This is a genomic window from Streptomyces agglomeratus (assembly GCF_001746415.1).
Taxonomy (GTDB): Bacteria; Actinomycetota; Actinomycetes; order Streptomycetales; family Streptomycetaceae; genus Streptomyces; species Streptomyces agglomeratus.
Genome location: NZ_MEHJ01000002.1, coordinates 64,373 through 87,803, shown reverse-complemented (window position 1 = coordinate 87,803; position 23,431 = coordinate 64,373). Strand labels below are relative to the sequence as shown.

The 23,431-nt window shown below is 68.1% G+C and carries 17 protein-coding genes and 6 pseudogenes; 9 read left to right on the top strand and 14 right to left on the bottom strand.

Features of this window, described 5'->3' with window-relative positions:
- Nucleotides 1-10 precede the first annotated feature (10 nt).
- Nucleotides 11-215: pseudogene (locus tag AS594_RS46870) on the bottom strand (hypothetical protein); the annotation flags it as partial.
- A 341-nt stretch (nucleotides 216-556) separates the two neighbouring features.
- Here AS594_RS46870 and AS594_RS44155 point away from each other — a divergent pair.
- Nucleotides 557-994, top strand: a complete 438-nt coding sequence (locus tag AS594_RS44155) for a hypothetical protein (RefSeq protein WP_141746927.1) — start codon at nucleotides 557-559, stop codon at nucleotides 992-994.
- A 707-nt stretch (nucleotides 995-1,701) separates the two neighbouring features.
- Here AS594_RS44155 and AS594_RS37055 read toward each other — a convergent pair.
- From AS594_RS37055 to AS594_RS37030, 6 genes and pseudogenes are all read right to left on the bottom strand, one after another.
- On the bottom strand, nucleotides 1,702-2,100 hold the full coding sequence (locus tag AS594_RS37055) for a hypothetical protein (RefSeq protein ID WP_069931048.1): 399 nt from the start codon (nucleotides 2,098-2,100) through the stop codon (nucleotides 1,702-1,704).
- The gene (locus AS594_RS37050) at nucleotides 2,097-2,945 is read right to left on the bottom strand and encodes an IS5 family transposase (protein WP_069925183.1); all 849 of its coding nucleotides are present in this window, start codon (nucleotides 2,943-2,945) and stop codon (nucleotides 2,097-2,099) included. The genes AS594_RS37055 and AS594_RS37050 overlap by 4 nt, the downstream gene beginning before the upstream one ends.
- A 317-nt stretch (nucleotides 2,946-3,262) precedes the next feature.
- Entirely contained in the window at nucleotides 3,263-4,060 is a 798-nt protein-coding gene (locus AS594_RS37045; RefSeq protein ID WP_069931047.1) for a hypothetical protein, read from the bottom strand.
- Between the two features lie 147 nt (nucleotides 4,061-4,207).
- Complete coding sequence (locus AS594_RS37040; RefSeq protein ID WP_069931046.1) at nucleotides 4,208-4,429, bottom strand: hypothetical protein; 222 nt, start codon at nucleotides 4,427-4,429, stop codon at nucleotides 4,208-4,210.
- A 377-nt stretch (nucleotides 4,430-4,806) separates the two neighbouring features.
- Nucleotides 4,807-4,896, bottom strand: a pseudogene (locus AS594_RS48185) (IS5/IS1182 family transposase); the annotation flags it as partial.
- A 332-nt stretch (nucleotides 4,897-5,228) separates the two neighbouring features.
- Entirely contained in the window at nucleotides 5,229-8,321 is a 3,093-nt protein-coding gene (locus AS594_RS37030) for an AfsR/SARP family transcriptional regulator (protein ID WP_141746926.1), read from the bottom strand.
- Nucleotides 8,322-8,347: 26 nt separating this feature from the next.
- Here AS594_RS37030 and AS594_RS37025 point away from each other — a divergent pair, with 26 nt between their 5' ends.
- Nucleotides 8,348-8,824, top strand: coding sequence for an RICIN domain-containing protein (locus AS594_RS37025; RefSeq protein WP_069931043.1), 477 nt, complete (start codon nucleotides 8,348-8,350; stop codon nucleotides 8,822-8,824).
- A gap of 321 nt (nucleotides 8,825-9,145) precedes the next feature.
- Here AS594_RS37025 and AS594_RS43495 read toward each other — a convergent pair whose 3' ends face one another.
- The 3 genes from AS594_RS43495 to AS594_RS37015 form a co-directional block, all read right to left on the bottom strand.
- The gene (locus tag AS594_RS43495; protein ID WP_010059700.1) at nucleotides 9,146-9,301 is read right to left on the bottom strand and encodes a hypothetical protein; all 156 of its coding nucleotides are present in this window, start codon (nucleotides 9,299-9,301) and stop codon (nucleotides 9,146-9,148) included.
- Nucleotides 9,302-9,484: 183 nt separating this feature from the next.
- Nucleotides 9,485-10,231 (bottom strand): IS5/IS1182 family transposase, encoded by a 747-nt coding sequence (locus AS594_RS37020; protein WP_069931042.1) that lies wholly within the window; start codon nucleotides 10,229-10,231, stop codon nucleotides 9,485-9,487.
- 113 nt (nucleotides 10,232-10,344) lie between these two features.
- Nucleotides 10,345-10,839, bottom strand: coding sequence for a hypothetical protein (locus AS594_RS37015; protein WP_240509342.1), 495 nt, complete (start codon nucleotides 10,837-10,839; stop codon nucleotides 10,345-10,347).
- A 216-nt stretch (nucleotides 10,840-11,055) separates the two neighbouring features.
- Between AS594_RS37015 and AS594_RS37010 the strand changes: the two genes are divergently transcribed.
- The gene (locus AS594_RS37010; protein WP_176741127.1) at nucleotides 11,056-14,490 is read left to right on the top strand and encodes a DNA polymerase III subunit alpha; all 3,435 of its coding nucleotides are present in this window, start codon (nucleotides 11,056-11,058) and stop codon (nucleotides 14,488-14,490) included.
- 179 nt (nucleotides 14,491-14,669) lie between these two features.
- Here AS594_RS37010 and AS594_RS47385 read toward each other — a convergent pair whose 3' ends face one another.
- A complete protein-coding gene (locus AS594_RS47385) occupies nucleotides 14,670-14,984 on the bottom strand; it encodes a DUF4158 domain-containing protein (RefSeq protein ID WP_256097115.1) in 315 nt (104 codons plus the stop codon).
- Between the two features lie 408 nt (nucleotides 14,985-15,392).
- Between AS594_RS47385 and AS594_RS37005 the strand changes: the two are divergent.
- A pseudogene (locus AS594_RS37005) lies at nucleotides 15,393-16,945 on the top strand (ISL3 family transposase).
- Nucleotides 16,946-17,226: 281 nt separating this feature from the next.
- Here AS594_RS37005 and AS594_RS37000 read toward each other — a convergent pair.
- The gene (locus tag AS594_RS37000; protein WP_141746925.1) at nucleotides 17,227-17,889 is read right to left on the bottom strand and encodes a hypothetical protein; all 663 of its coding nucleotides are present in this window, start codon (nucleotides 17,887-17,889) and stop codon (nucleotides 17,227-17,229) included.
- A gap of 310 nt (nucleotides 17,890-18,199) precedes the next feature.
- Between AS594_RS37000 and AS594_RS36995 the strand changes: the two genes are divergently transcribed.
- Both AS594_RS36995 and AS594_RS36990 read left to right on the top strand, forming a co-directional pair.
- On the top strand, nucleotides 18,200-18,565 hold the full coding sequence (locus tag AS594_RS36995) for a hypothetical protein (protein ID WP_069931745.1): 366 nt from the start codon (nucleotides 18,200-18,202) through the stop codon (nucleotides 18,563-18,565).
- Nucleotides 18,562-19,227: a nucleotidyl transferase AbiEii/AbiGii toxin family protein gene (locus AS594_RS36990; RefSeq protein WP_069931744.1), complete on the top strand. Its 666-nt coding sequence runs from the start codon at nucleotides 18,562-18,564 to the stop codon at nucleotides 19,225-19,227. The genes AS594_RS36995 and AS594_RS36990 overlap by 4 nt, the downstream gene beginning before the upstream one ends.
- Before the next feature lie 60 nt (nucleotides 19,228-19,287).
- Here AS594_RS36990 and AS594_RS41995 read toward each other — a convergent pair.
- A pseudogene (locus AS594_RS41995) lies at nucleotides 19,288-19,422 on the bottom strand (IS5/IS1182 family transposase); the annotation flags it as partial.
- A 177-nt stretch (nucleotides 19,423-19,599) separates the two neighbouring features.
- Between AS594_RS41995 and AS594_RS36985 the strand changes: the two are divergent.
- Nucleotides 19,600-22,083: a DUF6185 family protein gene (locus AS594_RS36985; RefSeq protein ID WP_338120235.1), complete on the top strand. Its 2,484-nt coding sequence runs from the start codon at nucleotides 19,600-19,602 to the stop codon at nucleotides 22,081-22,083.
- 226 nt (nucleotides 22,084-22,309) lie between these two features.
- Here AS594_RS36985 and AS594_RS46865 read toward each other — a convergent pair.
- Nucleotides 22,310-22,423 (bottom strand): annotated as a pseudogene (locus AS594_RS46865) (fic family toxin-antitoxin system, toxin component); the annotation flags it as partial.
- Between the two features lie 3 nt (nucleotides 22,424-22,426).
- Between AS594_RS46865 and AS594_RS36980 the strand changes: the two are divergent.
- Nucleotides 22,427-22,631: pseudogene (locus tag AS594_RS36980) on the top strand (fic family toxin-antitoxin system, toxin component); the annotation flags it as partial.
- A 162-nt stretch (nucleotides 22,632-22,793) separates the two neighbouring features.
- On the top strand, nucleotides 22,794-23,063 hold the full coding sequence (locus AS594_RS36975; protein WP_069931742.1) for a hypothetical protein: 270 nt from the start codon (nucleotides 22,794-22,796) through the stop codon (nucleotides 23,061-23,063).
- Nucleotides 23,064-23,431: the final 368 nt, after the last annotated feature.

The window sequence follows — 23,431 nt, the reverse complement described above, 5'->3', positions numbered from 1 at the left end:
ATCGGATTCAGCCGTTGTGAGCGGTGCGGAACAAGCCGAGTTCAGCAGGCAAGTCCCGCCATGGAGAGCAGATGCGGTATCTCCCCACTATGGCCTCCAGCGTGCGGGCGATGGTCGGCCCACCGCTTGCCGCGGAGCTGGTCGTGCGGCCCGCGGGGAAGGGCGGCTACTCCGAGGTCAGCCCGCCTGCGGCAGTTCCGGCGAACGTGCCCCAGTCGGCAGGTGAGCAGGAGCCCGACTGACTCCCCGGTACCGCGGGCGGCCGGATCTTCACCGGGGTCCGGCCCGCCCATGGAGAGTGCCCTCGTCATCTGCGGCGAGCGCAGCCACCTACGTCGGCCCGGACCGCAGGGCTGGCCCCCGCAGCAGACGCGGCGATCCCCAGCACCAGGCGCCCGCAGGCAGGCGATGCGCACGCTCATTCCGGGGCACCCGAGATCATCATCTGCTGCTCAAACTGGGCGGCATCCGCTGCCGCTGCTGTCGTGTGGTCGGCGAAGCAGAACGATTGCCTGGTGGTCGGCCGGGGCTGACGTCGGGGCGTCTGGCAGGGCGCTTGCCAGGACGTTCAGCAGGGCGTTCTCCAAGGCGTCTTGGGGGGTGTTTCACAGAGCGCCTCGTCTGGTGGCGCTACGGGCATTCCTCGTGGGAGACCCTCGAAGCGGCTCTGGACACCCCGGACGACTACCGGGCCTTCTCCGCCCGGGACGAGGAACGCCGCCTTGAGCGGCGCGCCCAGGAGGAGCGCGAGCGGGAAGAGGCCACGCGGCGGCAGAAGGCCGCCGCGTGGGCGTGTCCGACCTGCGGCCGTGACGTGTACCCGAACGACGACTGGCAGTCCGCAGCGCCGGGCAGCGACTGCTCCGTGTGCACCCACGCCAAGGAGCGTGAGCGCCAGGAGGCCGAGGAACGGGCGGCTGAAGAGGCTCAGATGAAGGCGGAAGCGGAGGCGTGGCGCAAGGAGAACGGAATGTTCGGCTTCCTCCGCCGCTGACACACCGGAGCCCGGCCGGGCAGGGGGTGGGAGAAGCGCATGCGCTGCCGGCCGGTATGGGGGTGGGGGCCCTGAGGGGTGGCAGGGCCCCCACGCAACGCGGACGGGTATGCACTCACGCGTCGGCACAACAACGACCACCAGGGCGTCACGGTCACTGCCTGTCCTGGGAGGTCCTGCCTGCGAGGGGCGTGGGGGCCCGGAGCCGATCCGAAATCTGCGCTATGTGCGCGCTTCGAGCGGCTCCACACCGCGTGCGGATCTTGGGTCACGGTCTGGTCGGGTGAAGTGCGGCGGGCGGTGCCGTTTCGGTCAGGTCAGGGCCGCTGGGGTGGGGCAGGCTGACGAGCAGGTGCCTCTGGCGCGGCGCCGTCAGGCCAGCGTGGTGCGGGGCGTCCATCCAAACCCTCGTTCCCGCACCACGCTGTACTGGCCGGCCTCAGTGGGTTCGGTTAACGACCGTGCCTTGGGGGCACCCGAGTGATGAGTGGAACTGGGCATGGCCTCCCTGGGCCCGATCGCAGTGTCGGTCGGGCCCCGAGTCGTGCGGTGAGTCGTACCTCATCCGCCCCGCCCCAGCGCCATCACGCTCGCCCAACGCCCGTCTGTTGAGCGTCGTGAGGCTCGGGTTGTTAGTGGGCGGTTCGTAAGACGATGTCCGTTTCTGGCTGAGGTGGGAGCAAGGCCGCTGGTGGAGGTTCTGTCGGCTATTGCTTCCTGGCGAAGTTGCCGGTGTCGGCCTCGGTGAGGATCCCGAGTTTGACCAGTCGTTTCAGCTTGGCGCGGGTGCCTTCGACGTTCTTCGGCAGCAGTTCGTGGCCAAGGGCTTCGCAGACGTCCTTGGCCCGTAGCGGCCCGGCTGCGTGGTTGAAGGCGTCGAGGATGCGGGGGTAGTCCGGGTGCTCGGGCAGATCCGGCGGGCCGGCCGGGAGCCGGTCGGCGAGGCCGATGACGGTCTTGCGGGTGATCGCGAGGTGCTCCAGGTGCGTCTCGGCCTCCCGCAACCGGGTCTGCAGGTCGTCCATCTGTGCGCGGAGGTCGTCGGCCAGGGCCTGGGCGGCGTCTTCCTGGAGGTCCAGGGCGTCGAGCAGGGGCCGGATGTTCACGCTGCCGCCGCCTGCGCCGTGCGCCAGGTGGGGGTGTTCGCGCCGGTGAGGCGTCGGGTCATGACGTGGGTCATCGCCCAGTAGACGCGGGAGGCGGAGGAGGAGGGGCGGTGCTCGTAGTCGCGGACCAGGCGCCGGTGCAGTATCAGGATCCCGTAGGTCTGCTCGACTCTCCACCGCTTCGGCTGCGGCACGAACCCCTTGTCCTGTGGGTTGCGTCGGACGATCTCGACGTCGATTCCCAGGCCGGCGCCGTGCATGACGACCTGGTTCTTGAAGCCCTGGTCGACCAGGGCTTTGCGGACGGTTTTGCCGGCGTGCTCGGCGACCTGGTCCAGCAGGACGATGCCCGCGGCGTTGTCGTGGGTGTTCGCGGCGAGGACGACGACCGCGATGACCAGGCCGAGGACGTCCACGGCCAGTCCGCGTTTGCGTCCGGGCACCCGCTTGGCCGGATCATGGCCGGTCGTGGCGGCGGGGACCCCGGCGGCCGCATGGACACTCTGGGTGTCCAGGACCACCAGGGACGGGTCCTCTAATCGGCGGGCTCGTTCACGGACCTGGCAGCGCAGGAGTTCATGGATGACCTGGTCGGTTCCGTCGTCCCGCCAGGCGGCGAAGTAGTAGTAGGTCGCGCTCTTGGGCGGCAGGTCGTGCGGGAGGTAGGCCCACTGGCAGCCGGTCCGCCCCTGGTAGAGGATCGCGTTCACGATCTCCCGCATGTCGTAGGCGCCCTGGTGGCCGCTGACCGAGCGGTGCCGGTCCTTCCACGCGGTGATCACCGGCTCGATCAACGACCACTGCTCGTCCGATAAGTCACTCGGATACCGCTTGCGTTCACTCACCCGATCACATCACCAGATCAACAACCGCGGACCGGCAGATTCCGCCCTGCCACCACACCATTAGGCGACAGCAGATCCACTTAAAGACTCACGAACCGCTCACTTAGAAGGGCCGCTGTGGGGGAACCCGGTTTGTGGTGAGTGAGACTGGTTCGGAGCAGAGCCACCTCCAGGGGCCGGCCGCAGCAGCGGCCGGCCCCGAGCCATGTACCCCGCGGCGTGCCGGGCGCTGAACCCCGGTTGGCGCTGCTCCGCCTATGCCCCAGCGAGCCGGGACGGTTTCCCGGTCCGCGACAGCCTAAACACACGTCTGTTTCTCAGGCGGTCCTGCGGGTGGTGAGCAGGGCGTACTGGCGGGCGTCGTAGGCGTTGCCTCGTTGGCGTTCGGCTGCGCCGCGGTGTTCGTCGGACAGGGACGGCTCGGCGGTCACCAGCTGGTCGTAGGCGGCGGCTTGGGCGTCGTGGTTGGCGGCTGTGGAGGTGAGCACCCCGGCCAGGCGAAGGAGACCGTCTTCGTCCTTCGCGTCCTTGAGCTCGTGGTACTGGCCATCGAGCGTCCTGGCTTGCTCGCGCAGCTCCACAAGCCGGGCGTGCAGGTGTGTGCCCCGCTTCCTCTGCGCGGCTTCGTAGGCGTCGGAGCCGGGGTGACGGGTGGCATCAAGCCCCGCGGTGACAGCCTCCGGCTCATTGGCCCACACCCGCTCGTACTGGCCGTCGAGCCAGCGCGCGGTGTCCATGGAATGCTCCGTTGATCCCGCCGACCGGGCCTGACGACCGAGAGTCGCCCACGCCTGTACTCGGGGAGCCCACTTCTCGTGCGCCGACTGCCGGGTCATCTGGGCGGCCTGGGCGATCTGCTCCCAGGTGCTCCCGCACTCCCGCTCCGCGATCACGGCGGCCTCGATCAGGTGGTCGAGCTTCCTGCGGAGCTCCAGCGCTCCGCTCAGGAAGTCGCCGGGCGACGTCTTGGACGCCGTCGGCATCAGGGCCAGGGCGTCACGGCTGAGAAGGCAGGCATGACGCGCGAAGACGATGCGCGCCTCATCCCGCGGCGAGAGGATCTCCGGGCCTTCCCCTGGCGCGGTCACAGGGCGGTCAACGTCCGTATCCGTCATGGCGTCAGGTATTCCTGACAGGTGGTCACCGTCAGACATTCCCCGACATTCCTTCACGCCGCCCAGCCCCAACTTCCAGTTGGCAGGCGCTGCCAGTCGCCGCCCGCCTTGCAACGCAAGCTCTGAACGGCATGCTTGTCGGCGCGCCTATGACCTGCCCTCGGTTAGCCCGCTGGCGATGTTCTCGATGTAGCGCAGGCTCCATTCGACTCCGGCCTGCCACCCCGTTCCCTCGCTGGCGTACCGGCCCTCCGCGTCTACCCGGATCCGGCCGGCCGGCCTGCGCAGGTCGAGTTGGAGTCCCTGCCGGTGGGCCGTTTCCAGGGCCTGGCGCATCTCGTCGGGGATCTCGATGGGGTAGTCGCTCACCGGCCCACCTTGCACGATCACCCCCGGCGATGGCCATACCGCGAGGTCACCAAGCTGGACGTCGTCGCTGAAGCTCTGGTCAGCCGGTGATCACCCGTGGCAGGCTCGTGCCCTCCAGGTGAGGGGAGCAACCTGATGAAGGGGTACGCGCAGACGCCAGGCGAACTGTGCCCGGACTGCAGTGCGACCGGAGAGGAGCTCGCCGCCTGAGCTCTCCGTACCAGAGGAACGCGGAGAACCCTGCTCAGTGGTCATGAAGAGCAGGCCCCCTACGTAGCATGCCGGAACAGTAATGGACCGGTGTGAAGCCTCCTGACACGAAGTCCCAAGAACCGACGGTGCCACCGCCGAGAACAGGGCAAGGGGGAGACCCGAGGCTTCTCCACCACCCACCGGCGCGGCAGAAGCACGAACCCCTGAGCATCCTCGGGCCTGCTCACCGTCTTGATCGTCAGGCGGAGGGTTTTGAACCGAAGCGCGTGCATGGCCGCAGTCGCGTGGGGGGCGACGCCCCCGCCTTCCAGGCGCCGCAGCATGTCGAGCCGGGCGGCGGTACCGAGAGGTTCGTCGTACATCTTCGCGTATTCCTGTGCGCGTACGGTCGCGAGGCCATCCATAGGGCCTCCGGCGTCGGGTGCGACTGGGTCTGGGGCGTGGTCGCTCCCAGGTCAGCCGTTGGCGACCCGTGGATCGACGCCGAGTGGCCGGTGTCCGACCAGGTGGTCGGAACTGGACTGACCAGACGTGCTGGCTGCCGAGCTCGCCGGCGTTCTCGCGCACAAGGGGTACGGCAGATCGATCAACGGTTGGAACTTTGGTCTGCGATGCCGCTGGCGGGAGGCGGGTCGGTGGGCAGGTGGTCTGCCGTTCGGATGTGGTGGTGCATCGTGGCGGCGTCGGCGTCTAGTCCTCGGTCGGTGTAGATCGCGGCGGCTTCTTGCCAGCAGGCGATGGCCTCGTTCACGCGTCCGAGGTGGTTCAGTGATGTGGCGAGGACGGCGAGGGGCCAGGCGAGTGTCTCGTCGTGGCTGCCGAGGGACGCGCGGCCGAGTGCGATCGCGCGTCGGCAATGAGTGATCGCCGTGTCGTGGTCGCCGAGGCCCTGCCAGCCCCTGGCGATGGCTGAGAGTGCGCATGCCTCTCCGTCGGTATCGCCGAGCTGGTGGCGCAGCGACGCGCTGCGTGTGCCGTGGTCGATGGCTTGCTGGTGATTGCCGAGATCAGCGTGGAGTTGGGCGATGTTGCCTTCCGCGACCGCTTCCCACCGTCCGGTGTCGAATCCTCGGCTGAGCTGGCGCACCTCTTCGAAGTGGTGCAGTGCTTCGGCGAACCGGGTTTGTCGGCGCAGTAGTTGGCCGAGTTCGGTGCGGGCGGCGATCTGGATGTGGATGTTGCCGGCGTCCTGGGCGAGTGTGGAGGCGCGGGTGAGGTCTGGCTCTGCGTCGGGATGTTGTAGGTGCGCCAGTGCTTCTCCGCGAGCGAGCAGGACGTTGGCTTCGTGCTCGGTCTGGCCGGACCGCTGCGCCGCGTGCAAGCCTGCGGTGGCGGTGTCGATGCGTTCCTCCCAGCCGCCCATGAGCACGAGGAAGCCGAGAGCGTCGACGAGGTGCAGGGCGTACTGGTCCATGGTGCGGTCGACGGCGTGGTGCAGGGCGGCGACCAGGTTGGCCCGTTCGGCGGTGAACCATGCCCAGGCGTGGTCACGGTCGGCTATGGGGTGGGGGTGGGCGGGCTTGGCGGGGTTTGCCACCAGGCGCGTGCAGGTTGGGTAGAGCTGGCGGTCGGCGATGTGAGCGGTGTGGCTGTACCACGTGAGCACTGCGTCGAGGGCGTGGCGGCGCTCGCCCTCGGTGTCGTGTTCACAGGCCAACTCGTCCGCGTAGGCGCGCAGTAGGTCGTGGAAGCGGTATCGGTCGCGTGCGACCGGCTCGATGAGGTGCGCGTCGGCCAGCGCGTCGAGCAGCTTTCGTGCCTCGCGTGGTGGCAGGCGTGCGAGGGCCGCTGCGGCGGGTGTCGAGATGTCTGGACCGGGGTGCAGGCCGAGGCGCCGGAACAGGCACGCCTGAGGCGCAGTCAGTTGTTCGTAGGACCACTCGAGTACATTGCGGACCGCGGCGTAAGGATCTTGGCCCCAGCTCAGTGCGTCGAGTTTGGAGTCCTCGTCGGCGAGCTCGGCGACAATGTCGGCGACCGAGACGTGCTCGTACGCGGCCGCGCGCCCGGCGGCGATCCGCAGCGCCAGCGGCAGCCGCGCGCACAGCCGGATGAGGTTTTCTACCGCAGCTGGTTCTGCTTGGGCTCGGGTGGGGCCGATGATGCCGACGACCAGGCTCAAGGCCTCGGCTGGGGAGAGCACGTCGAGGGTGAGTCGGTGCGCGGCTTCGGTGACTACTAGGCCAGTCAGGCTGTCGCGGCTGGTCACCAGCACCATGCACCCGGGCGCACCCGGCAGCAGCGGCCGGACTTGCTCGGCGCTGTTGGCGTTGTCCAGCACGATCAGCATTCGTCGCCCCGCCGCCAGCGTACGGAACAGTCCCGAGCGGGCGCCGGTCCCGGCGGGCACCGCCGCCGGATGTACGCCGAGCGCGACCAGGAAGTCGTCGAGTACCTCGTCCGGGCCCGCGGGCTTGCCGGGACCGTAACCGCGCAAGTTGGTGTGCAGTGTGCCGTCCGGGAACCGGTCCTGGACGCGGTGAGCCCAGTTCACCGCGAGCGTCGTTTTGCCTACTCCGCCTGATCCGTCGAGTGCGGAGATCACCACGGCCTGCCCGCTGGCAGGCGGTAACAGGGCGTCGAGCGCGGACAGGTGATCGGCGCGGCCGGTGAAGTCGCGGATCGTCTGTGGCAGTTGCCGAGGCACCGGTGACGCGACGGCCCAGGGCGACCTAGGGGCAGGCACGGCGCCGACGGCCGGGGCGCGATTGTCCCGGCGGGGTGGGGGTTCACCACGCAGGATCTGCTCGTGCAGCCGCTGTATATCGGCTCCGGGGCCGACTCCGAGGTCTTCGGCGAGGCAGGTCCTGAGGCGGTGGAAAACGTGCAGCGCGTCCGCGCGCCGGCCACAGTGGTCCAGCGCCGCCATCAGCTGCGCGTGCAGCCCTTCGCGCAGTGGATGGTCGTGCACGAGATCCGCGAGATCTTCGACGACCTCGTGGTGCTCGCCGAGTTCCAGCCGCCACCTGGCACACAGCTCCAGCGCGCTGAGCCGCTGCTCGTCCAACCGTGCGGCGGATCTGGTCAACGCCGCGCTGCCCAGCCCGTCGAGTGTGGGCCCACGCCACAGGCTCAACGCCGGCTGGATCACCCGGACTGCCCGATCCAGCCTTCCCTCAGCAGCGTGACGGCGGCTGTCGGCGACCCCGGCGGCGAATCGGAGCGAGTCGAGCCGCTTTTCACCGATGCAGATCCGGTAGCCGGATTCCTCGGTGAGGATGAGCCGCTGGTCGCTGTCGCCCAAACGTTCCCGCAGTGCCGAGACAGAGTTCTGCAGCTGCTTGATGGCGGTGGCGGGTGGCTCGTCATCCCAGGTCATCTCGACGAGCCTGGACAGCGGCACCACCGAGTTCGGTGCCAACAACAACGCAGCCAACACCCGCTGACGACGCGCTCCAGGCAGAAGCACCCGCTCACAGCCCGTCCAGACCTCAAGCGCGCCGAGTACTCGAAAATCCATCCTCCCGGCCACTCCCCTTGCCGACAGTAATTGGATCAAAGCATAGCGTTCACAGAAATGACCGCCTGGCGGCCGATGGTGACGTGGTGATGACGCCATGGGGATGGCATGCGCGACGGTGACGTCGTCCCAACCCATCCCCACAAACCGGTCGCCGAAGGCCTCCGTGCAGCGGCGAACAGGGGGAATGACCGGGCGCCGCCACAGGCGGCGCGCCAACCATCTGAACTCGAGGGGATCAATCAATGCAACTCAAGGGAAACTTCAGTCGACTCGCCGGTGCAGGCGCGGCGATCGCATTCGGCTCGACGCTGCTGGTCGGCGCCCCGACCTCGGCGCAGGCGGCGGCCCCGGTGTACTACCAGGTGATTAACGCCAACAGCCGCAACTCCTGCCTTCAGGTGGTGGACGTCCCGACAGGCAAGGGAAACCTCGTCCTCGGCAACTGTGACCGCAGCGCAAAGCAGGTCTGGACGATCACAGGAGGCATCTTCAGGAACCCGGTATCAGGCCACTGCCTCGACGGAAACGGCGCGGACGTCTACACCTTCCCGTGCAACGCCGGCGCGTATCAGAAGTGGAACACCACGTCCGGCAGCCCGAAGTCCATCAGCCACACCTGGAGCGGCAAGTACCTGCACGCGAACGGAACCGTAGGGTCCACGGTCGTCTTCCAACCCACCATCGGCACGGCGTCCCGTTGGGTGATCGACCAGGTGTGAACCGGCTGACCCGGTGAGCACGGCGGGCCGTCCCCACTGGCGGCCCGCCGTCCCGGCACGCTGACGACCTACCACCGCGACCGTGCGGCGTTGCCGAATCGGGTACTGCTTCTGCGAAACGTCGCGCATGATTGCTTAGAGGACACCGGTGACCATAGGCACTTGGGCAGCGGCGTCGAAGGTGGGGAGTCGGCCACGTTGGTCCATAGGGACCACCCTGCGCGAGCACGCCCCAGAAGCTCCTCACGGTGTGGACTTTCCGACGCGGAGGGAGTCATGGACACGTCACTCGTCGCAGAGAGTTGGTGAGGCGCCCTGACTTTAGAAGAAGTGCTTGCGTCCACCGACCGCGCGACCGGTCGCACCCAGGATCCACAGGATGGCGCCAACCAGAATGAGGATGCCACCGATCGTCGTCAGCAGACCCATGCCGACAAGCAGGCCGATGATCAGCAGAATAAGCCCAAGAATGATCATTTTAAACCCCATCGTCAATTCCGGCTCAGGCGCGTGTGCGTATGAGCTTCACAAGGGCCTGAGTTCGTCCCTTGGTGGGTAGATCCCGACCAGCTCCGAATGCCAGGACCTCGGTGTGATAGCCCTTGTGCCCGGCGACACGGTGTTCACGCCCTCCTTCGAAACTTCGTTCAGTGAGCCTTTTCAGCGTTGCCTCTCCAGGGTGAGGACCGCGGCGGCGATGTCCGTCATGCGGTTCGGGCTGCAGCGGCTCCGGCGGAAGATCCGCCAGGACTTCAGGCGGGCGACGCCTCGTTCGACAGGAGCGCGGGCCTGGGCGAGTGCCCGGTTCAGCGTCCGTTCGGTCGGTGACAGTTCGCCGTTGGGTGGGCGGCGGATGGCGGTGGTTACCTGGGAGCCGGCGCCGATGTAGGCGCGGTCGGCGACGATCGGGACACCCTGGCGTTCGCAGATTCGGATGATGCGGTGGGTGCGTGCGGCGGTCAGATCGTGAGCGCGGCCCGGCAAGGCCGGCGAGATCCACAGAAGCTGGCCTTCGGGATCGGTGACGACCTGCACGTTCACGCCGTGGCGCCGGTGCTTGTGGGAGTAATCGGCGCGTCCGTCGCCCAGGCGGTCGCACTCGCTGAGCGTGCCGTCCAGGAGCACGTAGTCCGGGGCGTGCTTGCGCAGGGTCTTGAGCAGGCCCGGCGCCCGGTCGGCGAGGAGCCGCACAACGGCGGTGGTGTAGGCGTGGGCGGTGCCTACGGATATGCCGAACCCGGCGGCGATCTGCGCGAGAGTGTCGTGCTTGCGCAGGTAGGCGAGAGCAACGAGGGCGCGCTTGTGCGGCAGGAGCTTGCAGCGGCGGTCACCCTCACAGGTGACGATCATCGTGACCCACTCGACCAGCGCATGAGGCAGGTCGAGTGCGGCAGGATAGGGAACCAACGGGGCTCCTGGACCGGCAGGTTGAGACTTCGAACACCTCACCCAACGGCACGGGAGCCCTGTCTGTTGCGGGCACCATGGTCATCACCCGATCGGTGGCCACGCTGAAAGGCTCAGTGGAACCAGACGACGAGGCGTACGTTCTCGGCTCCGTGAACTTCGCTGAGGATGCGCATGACGCTCCAGACCCGGACCCAGTCAGTGTCGATCCCTGCGGCTGAGGCGCGGGGTCGTGTGCCTGAGGCGTCGGTCTCCTGCCAGTCCGCGCTGTCCAGCTCGGCCCAGGTCAGCCAGGTGGTCCCGTGCACATTGTGGGGGCCTCCGTAGCCGGCGAACTCACCTCGCAGCCCATCCGAGGCGTCGTCTGGGAAGCCACGATCTTCCGCAAGGGGAAGGAAGCCAAAGGAGTTTCGGATTCCAAAGAGGCAGGCCAGGCCGTCGTAGGCGTTGCCCCTGTTGAGGAGGAAGAGATCGATGCCGACCTCCCATACGGAGTCCTCGTCGGCAGGGCCCCACAGGTGGGCCCCCGGACGGCATTCGATCATTCCGCTCACGTCGGTCGACATGGGGAGATCCTGCCTGCGCACGCCAGTAACCAGCATCTCCATTTCCCGCGCTCGCGCGTGACCCCGGAGCCTCTCGCACGGCCGGCTTTGCGTCGGCTCCGGCCAACTAGAACGCTCAGTGGCCAACTACGACGCTCAGTCACAACGTGCTCTGTCACAGCAGCTCCAGGCGCCGCCGACTGGCTCTGTTCGAATTTAGTTCGATACATTGGTTTCAGGTCATAGTGGCTGAAAAGTGGGGAGGGCTGGAGGTGAGCTGTGGGTACTGGAGTGCACCTCCATGTCGCCAGCGGCTACTCCGCCCGCTACGGCGCCTCCCATCCGCATGCTCTCGTGGCCCGGGCGGCCGAGCATGGCATCGGTACGCTGGCGCTCACCGACCGTGACACCGTCACCGGTGTGGTGAGGTTCGCGAAGGCTGCCATGGCCGCCGGTGTGCGCCCCGTCTTCGGGGTCGACCTGGCTGTCGCCGCCCACGCACCGACGACTGTTGGCCCCCGGCGCCGGACCCCAGTACGCGGTGGGGCTCACGTGGCGCAGGCGCCGCTTCGGGCAACGTTTCTCGCGCAGAGCGCTGCCGGGTGGGGGAGGTTGTGCCGGTTGGTGTCCGCCGCGCACGCCGACAGCTTTGCGGCCGGTGGGCCGCCTTCGGCGTCCTGGGAAGCGATCACCAGGTTCGGGGGAGAGGGGCTGACGGTCCTTCTCGGCCCCGCCTCGGAGCCGGTGAGGGCGCTGTCCGCCGGTCGGCCCGACGTCGCCGAGCGGCTGCTGGCTCCTTGGCGCGAGGTCGTCGGGGACGCGCTGCGGCTGGAGGTCGTGTGCTGGGGTCTGTCTGGTCTCGGTCCGGGATCGGTGCGCCTGGCCGCGCACACCCTCGCCCTCGCAGACCGGGTCGGTGTGACGGCGGTGCTGTCGAATGCGGTCCGTTACGCCGACCCTGCGCAGCACCGGATCGCGGACGTGCTGGACGCGGCCCGCCTGCTGAGGCCGATCGACCGACGCCGGCTGGACTGCGGCGAGCGCTGGCTCAAGGGCCCCACCGACATGATCACGATCGCCCAGCGGGTGACCGCGGCCGCCAGCCTGCCTCCGCGGCGGGCGCAGCGGCTGATCGCGGAGACGGTCGCGACGGCCGACGCATGCGTCGTGGACCCCGCACGCGACCTCGGGCTCGGAGTGCCGCACTTTCCCGAGGCCACTGTGGTGGGCGCGCAGTCCGGTCCAGGAGGGGGGATGCGGCTGCTGCGCCAGCGGTGCGAGGCCGGGATGGTCGCCCGCGGCCTGGACCTGGACGAGCGTGCGATGCACCAACTCGACTACGAGCTCGGCATCATCGGCCGCCTCGGGTTCGAGGCGTACTTCCTCGCCGTTGCTCAAGTCGTCGCTGACATCCGGGACATGGGCATTCGAGTCGCCGCCCGGGGCTCTGGCGCCGGTTCCATGGTCAACCACTCACTTTTCGTCGCTTCGGCCAACCCGCTCGAACACTCGCTGCTCTTCGAGAGGTTCCTCAGCGAGCGGCGCGCCTCCCTGCCGGACATCGACATCGATGTCGAGTCCGCCCGCCGGCTGGAGGTCTACGACCGCATCATCGAGCGCTTCGGGAAAGAGCGGGTCGCCGTCACCGGCATGCCCGAGACCTACCGTGCCCGCCACGCCCTGCGCGACACCGGCCTGGCCCTCGGTGTTGCCCCGCAGGTCGTCGACCGGATCGCGAAGTCGTTCCCGCACCTGCCCGCCTGCGACATCCGCGGCGCACTCGCCGAACTCCCCGAGCTGAAGCCGCTCGCCGCCGAGGCGGCCTCCTACGGGCCGCTGTGGGAGCTGGCGGAAGGACTGGACAGGCTGCCGCGCGGGATCGCGATGCACCCGTGCGGTGTCATCCTCTCCAACTCCACGCTGCTCGACCGGCTGCCGGTGCAGCCGACACCGGGCGGCCAGTACCCGATGGTCCAGGCGGACAAGGAGGACGTGGAGGACCTCGGCCTGCTCAAGCTCGATGTCCTCGGAGTGCGGATGCAGTCCGCGATGGCGCACGCCGTCGCAGAGATCCGGCGGACGGACGGGCGCCAGATCGACCTCGACGTCCCCCTCGACGACGTCTTCGCGTTCAAACTGATCCAGGACAGCGACACCGTCGGCATGTTCCAGCTCGAAAGCCCCGGCCAGCAGGACCTCGTCGGCCGGCTCCAGCCCCGAGGCCCCCAGGACGTCATCGCCGACATCTCCCTCTTCCGCCCCGGCCCGGTCAAAGGCGGCATGCCCGCCCTCTACATCGCCGCCCGCCACGGCGCCGCCCCCGCCTACCCCCACCCCGACCTCGAACCCGTCCTGCGCGACACCTACGGAGTGACCATCTGGCACGAACAGATCATCGACATCTTCTCCGTCATGACGGGATGCGACCGCGCCCTGGGAGAGATCGCCCGCCGCGCCCTCGCCGACGAGCAGCGCCTTGCCAAGATCGAAGACTGGTTCCGGACCAAGGCCGGCGCCCGCGGCTACAGCACGAAAGTCCTCGACGAGGTCTGGTCAGTCGTTTCCTCGTTCGGCGCGTACGGATTCTGCCGAGCACACGCCGTCGCCTTCGCCGTGCCAGCGCTCCAGTCCGCCTGGCTCAAAGCCCACCACCCCGCAGCCCTGTACGCAGGACTGCTGGAACACGACCCCGGCATGTGGCCGCCCTGTGTGATCGTCTCCGACGCCCGGCGCCACAACGTGCCCGTCCTGCCCGTTGACATCAATCACTCCAAGCCCGCCTACACGGTCGAGAAGACACCCACCGGCTGGGGCGTACGCATCTCACTCGCCACCGTGCGGGGCATCTCAGAAGACGAGGTCGCCCGGATCGCCGCCGGCCAGCCCTACACCTCCCTCCAAGACCTCTACGCCCGCGCCCACCCCAAGCTCCCCGTCATCGAGCGTCTCATCCAGATCGGCGCCCTCGACGGGTTGAAGGGGGAGGCGACCCGACGCGACCTCCTCCTCCAGGCCGCCGAAATCCACCGCCACGCCCGCACCCGCCCCGGCACCGAACAACTCCCCCTCGACGCGACCCTCGTGGCCGCCGGACCGGCCGGCCTGAAGGAAATGACCGCCCGCGAACAACTGGACGCCGAACTCGGCGTGCTGAAGATCGACGTGAGCCGCCACCTGATGGAAGACCACCACCGGCTCCTGCGCGAAATCGGCGCCACCGACGCAGCCCACCTGCGCGCCATGCACCCCGGCCAGCGCGTCCTCGTCGCCGGCGTCCGCGCCTCCACCCAAACCCCGCCAATCGCCTCCGGCCGCCGGATCGTCTTCCTCACCCTCGAAGACGGCTCCGGCCTGGTCGACGCCGCCTTCTTCGAAGACTCCCACGAAGCATGCGCCCACACGATCTTCCACAACGGCCTCCTGCTGATCCGGGGCACCGTAGAGGCCCGCGGACCTCGACGCACCGTCGTCGGCGAAATGGCCTGGAACCTCGACGAACTCGCCACCGCCCGCCGCACCCACGGCCCCCAGGCCGTCCTTGACATCCTCGGCCGCACCCCAGCACCCACCCCCGCCCAACCTCAGCCGTCCCGCACCCTCCCCGACGGCACCGCCGGCGCCCGCCTCCACCCCTACGCCGACCTCCAGCCCGCCGGCACTCGCTCCGCCGACCTCACCCGCCTCGGCCATACCAGCCCCGGTTCTCCAGGCTGAGGTATGTCTCATGAGACACCTGCGGAGGTAAGGGCGCTGGTGAGGAGCTTGCGGGAACAGTGCCACCGGTCCCTCGGCGTGCGTCCACGCCCGCCCGCACAGGAAGCTGTAGAACTCCCTGCCTCACTTCCCGACGGTGAAGTCCCGGTACTTGAACCGATTCTCGCTTGTGGACCTCGTCAGCGTGCTCGTACACGTCGAGTCCGCTCGGCGTACCGCTTCACGCACGAGGCGTCCACGATGCCGAGCTGTCCGGCCAGGTACTCCACGGCTTCCCAGGGCACCACGAGCGGGTCCTCGTCCATGAATCGGCCGACGTAGCGGTCCGTGCAGATTTGCACTGCCATGCCCAGCCGGTGTGTGTCCGTACGAGTGGGTTCGGCCTCCGGGTTCAGGCGAACACGCTGGGTGGGTGCCGAGCGGGCGCCGCCCCTGAGTGCCTTCCCTGGAACGTGCTGACACCGTAGTAGCCATGAGAGCAGCAGGAACGACACCAGAACCGGAAACCTTCAGTGCGCAACTGAAGCAGAGACTGCAGCCCTGGGGTAATAAACCGGATCGCAGGGAGTCGGCTTCTTGGCGCAACGCAGAGGATTGGCGGGGGCCCCGCCGGGCGATGCTAGACCGTCCGCCAGCTCATCGCCGCGCGTGGACTGCAAGTCGTGCGCACGCTTTCGGCGCAGCCGCCCCACCATGCCTTGGCTCCGCCGACGGACCGGACACGGGTCAGGGTCAGCAGGATCCACACGCCGAGGTAGACCTGGATCACCGGGGTCGGGAGACGTCGACGCGACAGCCACACCTGCGCCGTAAAACGGTAAAACCGGGCGCGCGGCCGTGAACGGGGCGGGTGTGTCAACTTAACGGCTCTGGCTCACATTCGGTGGTGACGGTGAGTCGTGATGGTCGTTGACATTCGCGTGAAGGATGTCAACGAGCTTGTGCAGACGGTGTTTTCGGGCCTGGCCCCGCTGGTCATCGAGGACGTGGCCGACGAGGGCGAGCGGATCGCGGTGCGGGCACGGACTCCCCAGGACACCGCGGCCTGTCCGGCGTGCGGGGCGTCGTCCGGGCGGGTGCACGGCTATCACTGGCGGATCGTGGCCGATGCGCCGGTCGATGACCGACGGGTGGTGGTCCGGGTGCGGGTACGGCGTCTGGTGTGTCCCACGCGCGGCTGCCGCCACACCTTCCGCGAGCAGGTGCCCGGGGTGCTGGAGCGTTACCAGCGCCGCACGACCCGTCTGGCCAGGCAAGTCAAGGCCGTGGTCAAGGAGTTAGCGGGCCGGGCTGGGGCACGCTTGCTGGCGATACTTGCGATGGGGCTGTCGCGTCACACGGCTCTGCGCGCCCTGTTGCGGATCCCGCTGCCCGCCGGGCGGGTGCCCCGCGTGATCGGCGTCGACGACTTCGCTCTGCGCCGGCGGCACCGCTATGCGACCGTGGTGATCGACGCCGAGACCCATGAGCGGATCGACGTACTGCCCGACCGCACGGCCGACACGCTGGAGGCGTGGCTGCGCGAGCACCCTGGCGTCGAGGTCGTATGCCGTGACGGCTCGGCGACCTATGCGAGGCCATCCGCCGCGCTCTGCCCGACGCGGTGCAGGTTGGTGATCGCTGGCATCTGTGGCACAACCTGTGCGAAGCCGTTTTGAGCGAGGTCAAGGCGCACAGCACCTGCTGGGCCACTGTGCTGGATGCGCCTATCTATGACGGACCCCGCGCCCAGACCACCCTGGAACGCTGGCACCAGGTCCACGGTCTGCTCGACCAGGGCGTGGGCCTGCTCGAATGCGCCCGCCGCCTGGAACTGGCCCTGAACACCGTCAAACGTTACGCCCGCGCCGACCGGCCCGAGCGCATACTCCGCGTCCCCAAGTACCGCGCCAGCCTGGTCGACCCCTACCGCGAGCACCTGCGCAAGCGCCGGGCCGAGGACCCTGGAGTCCCCGTCAAGCACCTCTTCGAAGAGATCAAAGGCCTTGGCTTCACGGGCTGCCTGAACCTCCTGCACAAGTACATCAACCAAGGCCGTGCGGACGCCGACCGCAGCCATATCTCCCCGCGGCGGCTCGCCCGGATGCTGCTGACCAGGCCCGACAACCTCAAGGCCGAGCAACACCAGCTCCTGTCCAAGCTCACCGCCGCCTGCCCTGAGATGACCCAACTGGCCACAGGTATCCGAGACTTCGCCCCGCTCCTTGTCCCTCACGCCGACAATGCCGACGCACTCTCGCGCTGGATCGTCCAGGTCCGCGGCGCCGACCTGCCCCACCTGCATGCCTTCGCCCGAGGTTTGGAACGAGACCGTGACGCCGTGAACGCCGCCCTCACGCTTCCGTACAGCAACGGCCCCACCGAGGGTGTCAACACCAAGACCAAGCGGATCGCGCGCCAGATGCACGGACGAGCAGGCTTCACCCTGCTTCGCCACCGCATCCTCCTCGGATAGCAGCACCCTCTGTCACCACCGAATGTGAGACAGGCGTTAAATTGACACACCCGCAAGCCTCAGTAGCAGGGTGGTGGGTGGCTGTCATGGGTTTGCGTATTCCTGTGTGCGTGGTTTCTGTCCTCGGGTGTGCTGGCGGGTATGGGCGCGGATGGTCGGCTGGCGCGAGGCGTTCCAGATTCCACACTGGACGTGGTGGGGCCCTGGCGCGGGGAGTAACGCCGTGCTCGGCCGGCTCGACTGGCCCGCCCAGGTGGAGAGCGGACTGTCAGACGGCAGGCTCAGGGTCTGGCGTACCAGCCGTTCTCGCCGCTGCCTTCGGACGGGTCGTACGACTGGTGGAGTCCAAGTAGCGCGGCGACCAGCCGGGGGTCCCAGCTCCCGTCGAGGACCTGGTACTCGTCCGCGACCCCCCGGAAGACGAGGCGCGCCCGGCGTGAGCTGTCGCGCCAGATCACCCTGCGCGGCTTGCCGAAGGCGTCGTCGCCCTCGCCGAGCAGGGACAGGATCAGCCACACCAGGCTCACGGGCAGGCCGACGGGCCACCACAGCGCCCACCAGAACAAGCGCCCACGGTAGCCGCGCACGCAGTGTCCGGTCACCGACTCGACGGTCCAACGCGCGCGGGCACCGCGCAGGGCGCGTCCGTGCCGGTAGGTGATCCGGCCCAGCCGAGCGCCGTACGGGTCGTCGACCCGGTACACGGCAGGGCGTCCACTCACGTGCGAGCCTGTCTCCTCCGTCGACACCCGGGCAATCGCGCCGGGGCCCTCACCGACGACGTCGAAGGTACGGGCGCAGGGGTGCGCGGCGCCTGCCTGGCCGTCGGGCACGCGGCAGAGCAGCCCGATAGCGTCATGCCCTGCGTGTCCCTCGCCGTGGCGGACCACGACCGGAAAGGACGTCCCGTACCGCACGTTGAACGTCATCCGCCCCTGGCCCACGCTCTGTCCTTCCCCCGCCTCGCCGCGCAGCGACGCTTCCCGCCCTCATGATCTTACTCGCCGTGCAAAGACACCCGGAGGGAAACCCTGGGGCCACAAAGAGCCACTTCACGCGACCCGGCGGGCACTCCCCAGGGCCTGCACCGGTTCTGTGTCCCCAAAGGGGCCGTCACATGGATGGGGACACGCCAACGGACGACGTGGGGCGCTTGATGTCGTCCCTCCCGGGCGGAGCGCGAACCGCCCATCGGGTGTGCTGCGCGCTCCTGTGTGGTTCCGGAGACGGGCGGGACGGGGGATAATCGGGACCATGGTCATGCTCTCCTCCACAGGCGCGGCGCCCTCGGCCGCCGAGGTGCTGCACGCCCGGTACGCGGCCCGGCTGCCCACCTCGCTGGACAAGCTCGCAGGCCCGAAGCACGGCCTGGTCGAGCTGCCGCTGCACGTCGCCTGGTCCGGACTGCGCGCCTACGACCTGGACCGCCCACGCCTTCGCATGGGCCTGTACCGCACCGTCCTGGCCGAGGGGCAGCACGAGGACATTGTGACCCTGCTGAACCGCGACCTCCTCCTGGCCCAGTGGCCCGTCCTGCGCACCCTGGTCAGCAGGCACCTGCGGGAGGTCTGGGAGGAAGCCTTCCCCGAGCTGACGACCGCGGGATCAGCCGCCGCGTGAAACTGAGCGACCTGCACCGCCGGCTCCTGGCCGCCGTCATCGACATCGGCTCCCCTTTCCCGCTCGTCCTTACCGGCGGGTACGCCGTCCAGGCGCACGGTCTCGTTGAGCGCCTGAGCCAGGATCTCGACGTCGCCACCGAAAACCCGGCTCCGATGGCTCAGATCATCGTCAGCCTGGAGCAGGGCCTAGTCTCGCGGGGCTGGCAGGTGCGCGTGATCGATGTAGACGCACTGTCGGCCCGCCTGATCGCCACGGACCCGGACACCGGCGAGGAGTGCGAGGTCGATGTCCTCAAAGAACACTTTTGGACACCTCCGGCCCAGACCGAGTACGGGCCGGTCCTCGCCTTCGACTCCGTCATCGGCACCAAGGTCCGCGCCCTGGCCGACCGCGGCGCCGTCCGCGACCTGATCGACGTACACGCAGCCTCCCGCCACCGCACCAGCAATGAGCTGGAACAGCTCGGCAGGCGGCACGGCCGCGACGAGTTTCGCCTGCACGACCTCCGCGACCGACTGACCGGTGCGGAGTGGGCCGACGACGACGAGTTCACGGCGTACGGCCTCACCGCACAAGAGACGGCCGAGCTGCGCGCGTGGGCCCAGCACTGGGCGAGCGACTTGGAGCAGCGCCTGTACGACCATGACGACGAGGCATGACGGTCGGTTCCCGCACAACTGGCGCTCAGGCGTCGCCGCCTCACGCATCTCGTTACGGCCGAACGGCTGGCCCTTGCGCACCGGATCCGCACCCTCGTGCCGGAGCGGGGTGATCAGCTTGCCGAACTGGCGCGGGCTTAACCCGCTGAACGGGGCTGTCCAAGAGGGCTGCCACGCCGTGATCACACCAGACACAGTCAAGATCATCTCACCGCTGACCAGTAGTCAGGGGACAGGACTTAGGTATCGGCCATAAGGGAGAGAACGAATCGTGAGGTTAGTTCTCTCGCAGCGAGGGGGAGGCTGCGGACATGTTGAGGCTGCTTGCGCTGTCGCTGGGGTTGCTGTTAGCAATCGCCTTGACCCCCCGGGATTGCGCTGGCGGTCCCGACGGACCCTTGCCGACCGGACCAACTCGCCGAGGCTACGGTCCGTGCTTCGTTGACTTTCAGGCATCGCGGTTCGGACTTCAGTAAATTATCCAGCAGCCTGGTAGTCACTGTTCCCACGAAGTGGGCCATGGCACCCGCCCTTTCGCTGGCGCCGAACACCGAGGCGTACCGATCGGCCATGCGCTGCCTTCTTGACAGCAATGAAGACAGCATGTGGTGGGTCCGGGGCCAGGAGTGGCGTACCACAGCGCCTGCCGTGACTAGTGACGCAGGACGGCTCCGCGTGGAGTACCGGGCTCACACATGGGCTGACCATCACGGCAGAACTGATGTGGGGCCCTGGAACTTGGACTTCGGTGCGGATAACTGGCGCGTGAGGTTGACTCCCCCTGCGGCTTTGTCCCGGGCTTTGTGGAGTGAGGTCTCCGTCGACCTCGACGGCCAGGCGCCGCAATGGGTGACCCCCCCGCCCGGGGAGATCGACAAAGGCAAGATGCTTCGATGGCGGGATGAGCAGAGTCAGAGCTGGCCGCACTTGGCCTTCGCAGCGCCTTTGCCGCAGCATCGGAACGCGGCCGCAGGTCGCTATCCATGGGTCCTGCTCGAGGGGTTTGCCTGGGACATCGCTGTCGCAGGCTTGATGCTGGTGGCCGCCCGCCGCTTGCAGCGGGCAGCGACTTCGGACCGGTGCCGTAAGGCGGCCTGGGGCTTGCAGGCTGCAGCCTGGATCGCCTTTCTGCTCGCGCTGCAAGGCGTATTGGTCAGGCCCGGATACATGATGGTCCAGGAGTTCGTAGACCACCCTGTGGTGGACCACTACCAGGACCGGGTGGTATGGCTCGTGGTTAGCCTTACGGGGCTGGCGCTGATCGCATTTGGTCGGCCGCGGCGCAGCATCACATGGGCCGCATTCGCCGCCGCGGTGCTGAGCGCATTGCCTGTGCTCTGGCCGCCATGGTTCGGACTGCCTTGGAAATTCCAGAACGCGGACTTCTGGCCGGAGCGTATTGGTTCGCTTTGGCTCGCCGCAGCGGCCGCTGCCTTGGTGTTCTTGTGGTTGCTGGGTGTCGCCGCCGCCCTGCAGCGCATTGCGGCCGCCTCGTGGGGAAGGTCCAATGACCACCGCATGCGGCTACATGGCATTGGTTTTGGGCTGGCAGAAGTGTCCGTCACCGCAGGGATATGGAGTCTGATAGCAGCGTACCGGTTCTGGGAGCGCCTCTCTTGGCTGAGCAGCACTAAGTTCGAGAACCCGCAGGGGGTCACATACGACGAGGGCGTCACCGACGAACTCATTGACTTTCTTGTATGGTTCGGCCTTGATTGGGCTACTTTGGTGTGGACTGCGAACTGGGTGATTAGCGCGGTCGCCTTGCTCTTCGCCCTCCGTGCCAGGGCTCTGGCCACCGGCGCCTCGCCGTTCGCCCCACCGAAGCAGGACCGGCTACTTATCCTACTGTTCTTCCCGGTGGCCGTAGCCCCTGCCTACGGGTGGTACGCGGGTGTTCCGGCCACTGTGTTGAGCCTGCTCCTCAATCTGGCTGCCGTCACCCTGCTGCTGCACCTCGGCGTCCGCCACGCACGCCTAACCCGCGAAGTCGCAGCGAACACCGGACTCAACGAGCTCCTGACGCCTCAGGATCGATCTCATTTTCTTCAGGCCGCCGGCCGCCACCGTGAACTGCATGCGCAGTTGAGGCGGTTGGAGAAAGGACAGCACGATGAAGAGGTGCTCAACCGGGCAAGCATCGAGCGCATGCTGGACCGGCTGCACCGCTGGAGAGTTTCCCCTTTCATCGCTCGCCCTGCCGGATTGCCGAGCCGCGTTCGTCTACCACAGAGCGTGAGCCCTATCGATGTGGTGCTCTGCTGGGGACCACACACTTCCTGGTGGGATAACGCCCGCGAGACCGCCCGCACAGCTGGCTGGCTCGGGGTGCCAGCGACGTGCGTGATGTTCTGGGCATGGTCAATAAAGGATGGCTCCTGGGCCATCGTGATGGAGCAGCGAGTCGGGCTCCTGGCCGCCATGTATCACGCTGGTTCTTGGCAGATTACCTGGATGGCAGGCGGATTCCTGCTTGGCGCCTTGTGGCGCATATTGCCTGGCCGTCAAGGACCGACCAAAGCACTATTCGTCACACTCGCTATTGCTGCCCCCGTCCTCGTGCATTTGGGCTTAGTCGCGATGACCGGCCAAGCAAGAGGGGTGGCCGACCTGGGCTGCGCCCTTCTGCTGCTCGTACTCACTATTACGGGGATCAGAATCGACGTAGTCTCGTTCACCCACGAGCGCCCCTACTGGCGCTCACCCATCGACCTACTGCTGTCGGTCTACCAAATGCGCCACGTATCAGTGCAGGTCGCCTATTTGCTGGCGCAGGTCGCGGTGGTATTGGCGATCTGGAGCCAGGTCACGTCAGGCCCGGACCCCTCCCAGATGCCACACGACAAATCCCCGTAGTAGCGCATAACGGCCTCGCTCCTATGTGGCCTACCCGGCCAGGCCGTCCCCGCCGCCTGATCCCGTGGGGGGCGGAGCCACGACCGCTTCCTCCGCTGGTCCCGCCCCCACGGTCCGCCGTCTCTCGTCTCTGCCGCCTCTCAGCCCGGCCCATAGCTGGCGGCGAGCCCGACGCTAATCCGGGTTCGGCAGATGTCAGTGGCCACAACTACGGTCAGCGGCATCACTCTCCGCGGTGGCGGGCGACAGCGGCGAGCGGAACGCCGAGGTCGTCCGGTGCAGGATCGCGGTGGCCGGCCCGTTGCGCGACTTCGAGTACCCAGGACAGGTCAACGTGCAGGGACTCCTCGAGCAACCCATCTATGGGCCCCTACGCCCGCGCAGCAGCGCTTGTGCACACCCTCGCCCGCTGCCGCTGGCTGGAGCGCTCCAATCTGACCGTCGCCTGCACCGTAGCGGTCATGTACCTCAATGCCAGCGGCATCCCGGTCGACCCCACCCGCGACCAACTCACCGCACTGGCCCGGGAGCTGTACGACCCTCGGTAGCTGCTGGGCGGCCGCAAGCCCGCGGAGCCCACCGTGGCCCGGTCGATGCCGTGCGGCGGCAGCATCAGCGCGACGCCTACGCCGTCCTGGTTGTCGCCGCCGGCGTAACCGCGGCCATCATCGGCGCCGCTGGCACCCTCGCCCGGCCCCAGCCCCTCGTCCTTGGCCGCCACGACCCGTACGGCCGCGTGCGCGATCGGCCGTACGGTCCGGCTGCGCCCGGATGCGGCCCGGGAGGCCGGCGAGCACCTCGCCGCAGCCGAACCCGGGCACCCGTGGATGGGAGCGCGATTCGCCTTGACGTGGGTGTCCTGCGACGTCCTGGACGCGATCCTCGTTCGCCCGGAGCTGGTGGTGGAGATCAGTGCCGACACCGCCATCGACCGCGGAGGTGCCTTGCGACACCCGCTGCGCTTCAGCGGTTGCGCCTGAGGCAGTGATCACGCAGGCGTGCGGGCCGATGAGGAGCAGGCCCGTGCACGCTCTCGCCGGCGTGGTGGGAGGTGGTCGGGGATGGCGGTCATTGTGCGAGGTGGTCCCACCACCAGGCGAAGGTGGGGACGGGCACCGGGGATGGGTCGGGGGCGCTGGGCTTGTCCGTCCGGGGGAAGTCGGCTGCCGAGGAGCCCGGGGTCAGGTAGCGGGCGTGGGTGGCGCCCAGGTGATGCCCTTGATTGCTTTGTCGGGGCTTCGTTGTACTCCGAGGCCCGCAAGATCAACGATCTGGCGGAAGACCTCGCCAGGCAGGCCCGGCAGAACTCCGGCGATGCCGGGCATACCGTTCGGAATCTTTAGACGAT

Excerpts from the sequence above, each read along its gene's own strand:
- AS594_RS37045 (WP_069931047.1), bottom strand. The coding sequence starts at position 4,060 with ATGACGGATACGGACGTTGACCGCCCTGTGACCGCGCCAGGGGAAGGC.
- AS594_RS43495 (WP_010059700.1), bottom strand. The coding sequence starts at position 9,301 with ATGATCATTCTTGGGCTTATTCTGCTGATCATCGGCCTGCTTGTCGGC.
- AS594_RS37015 (WP_240509342.1), bottom strand. The coding sequence starts at position 10,839 with ATGGAGATGCTGGTTACTGGCGTGCGCAGGCAGGATCTCCCCATGTCG.
- AS594_RS37025 (WP_069931043.1), top strand. The coding sequence starts at position 8,348 with ATGCAACTCAAGGGAAACTTCAGTCGACTCGCCGGTGCAGGCGCGGCG.
- AS594_RS36995 (WP_069931745.1), top strand. The coding sequence starts at position 18,200 with ATGGTCATGCTCTCCTCCACAGGCGCGGCGCCCTCGGCCGCCGAGGTG.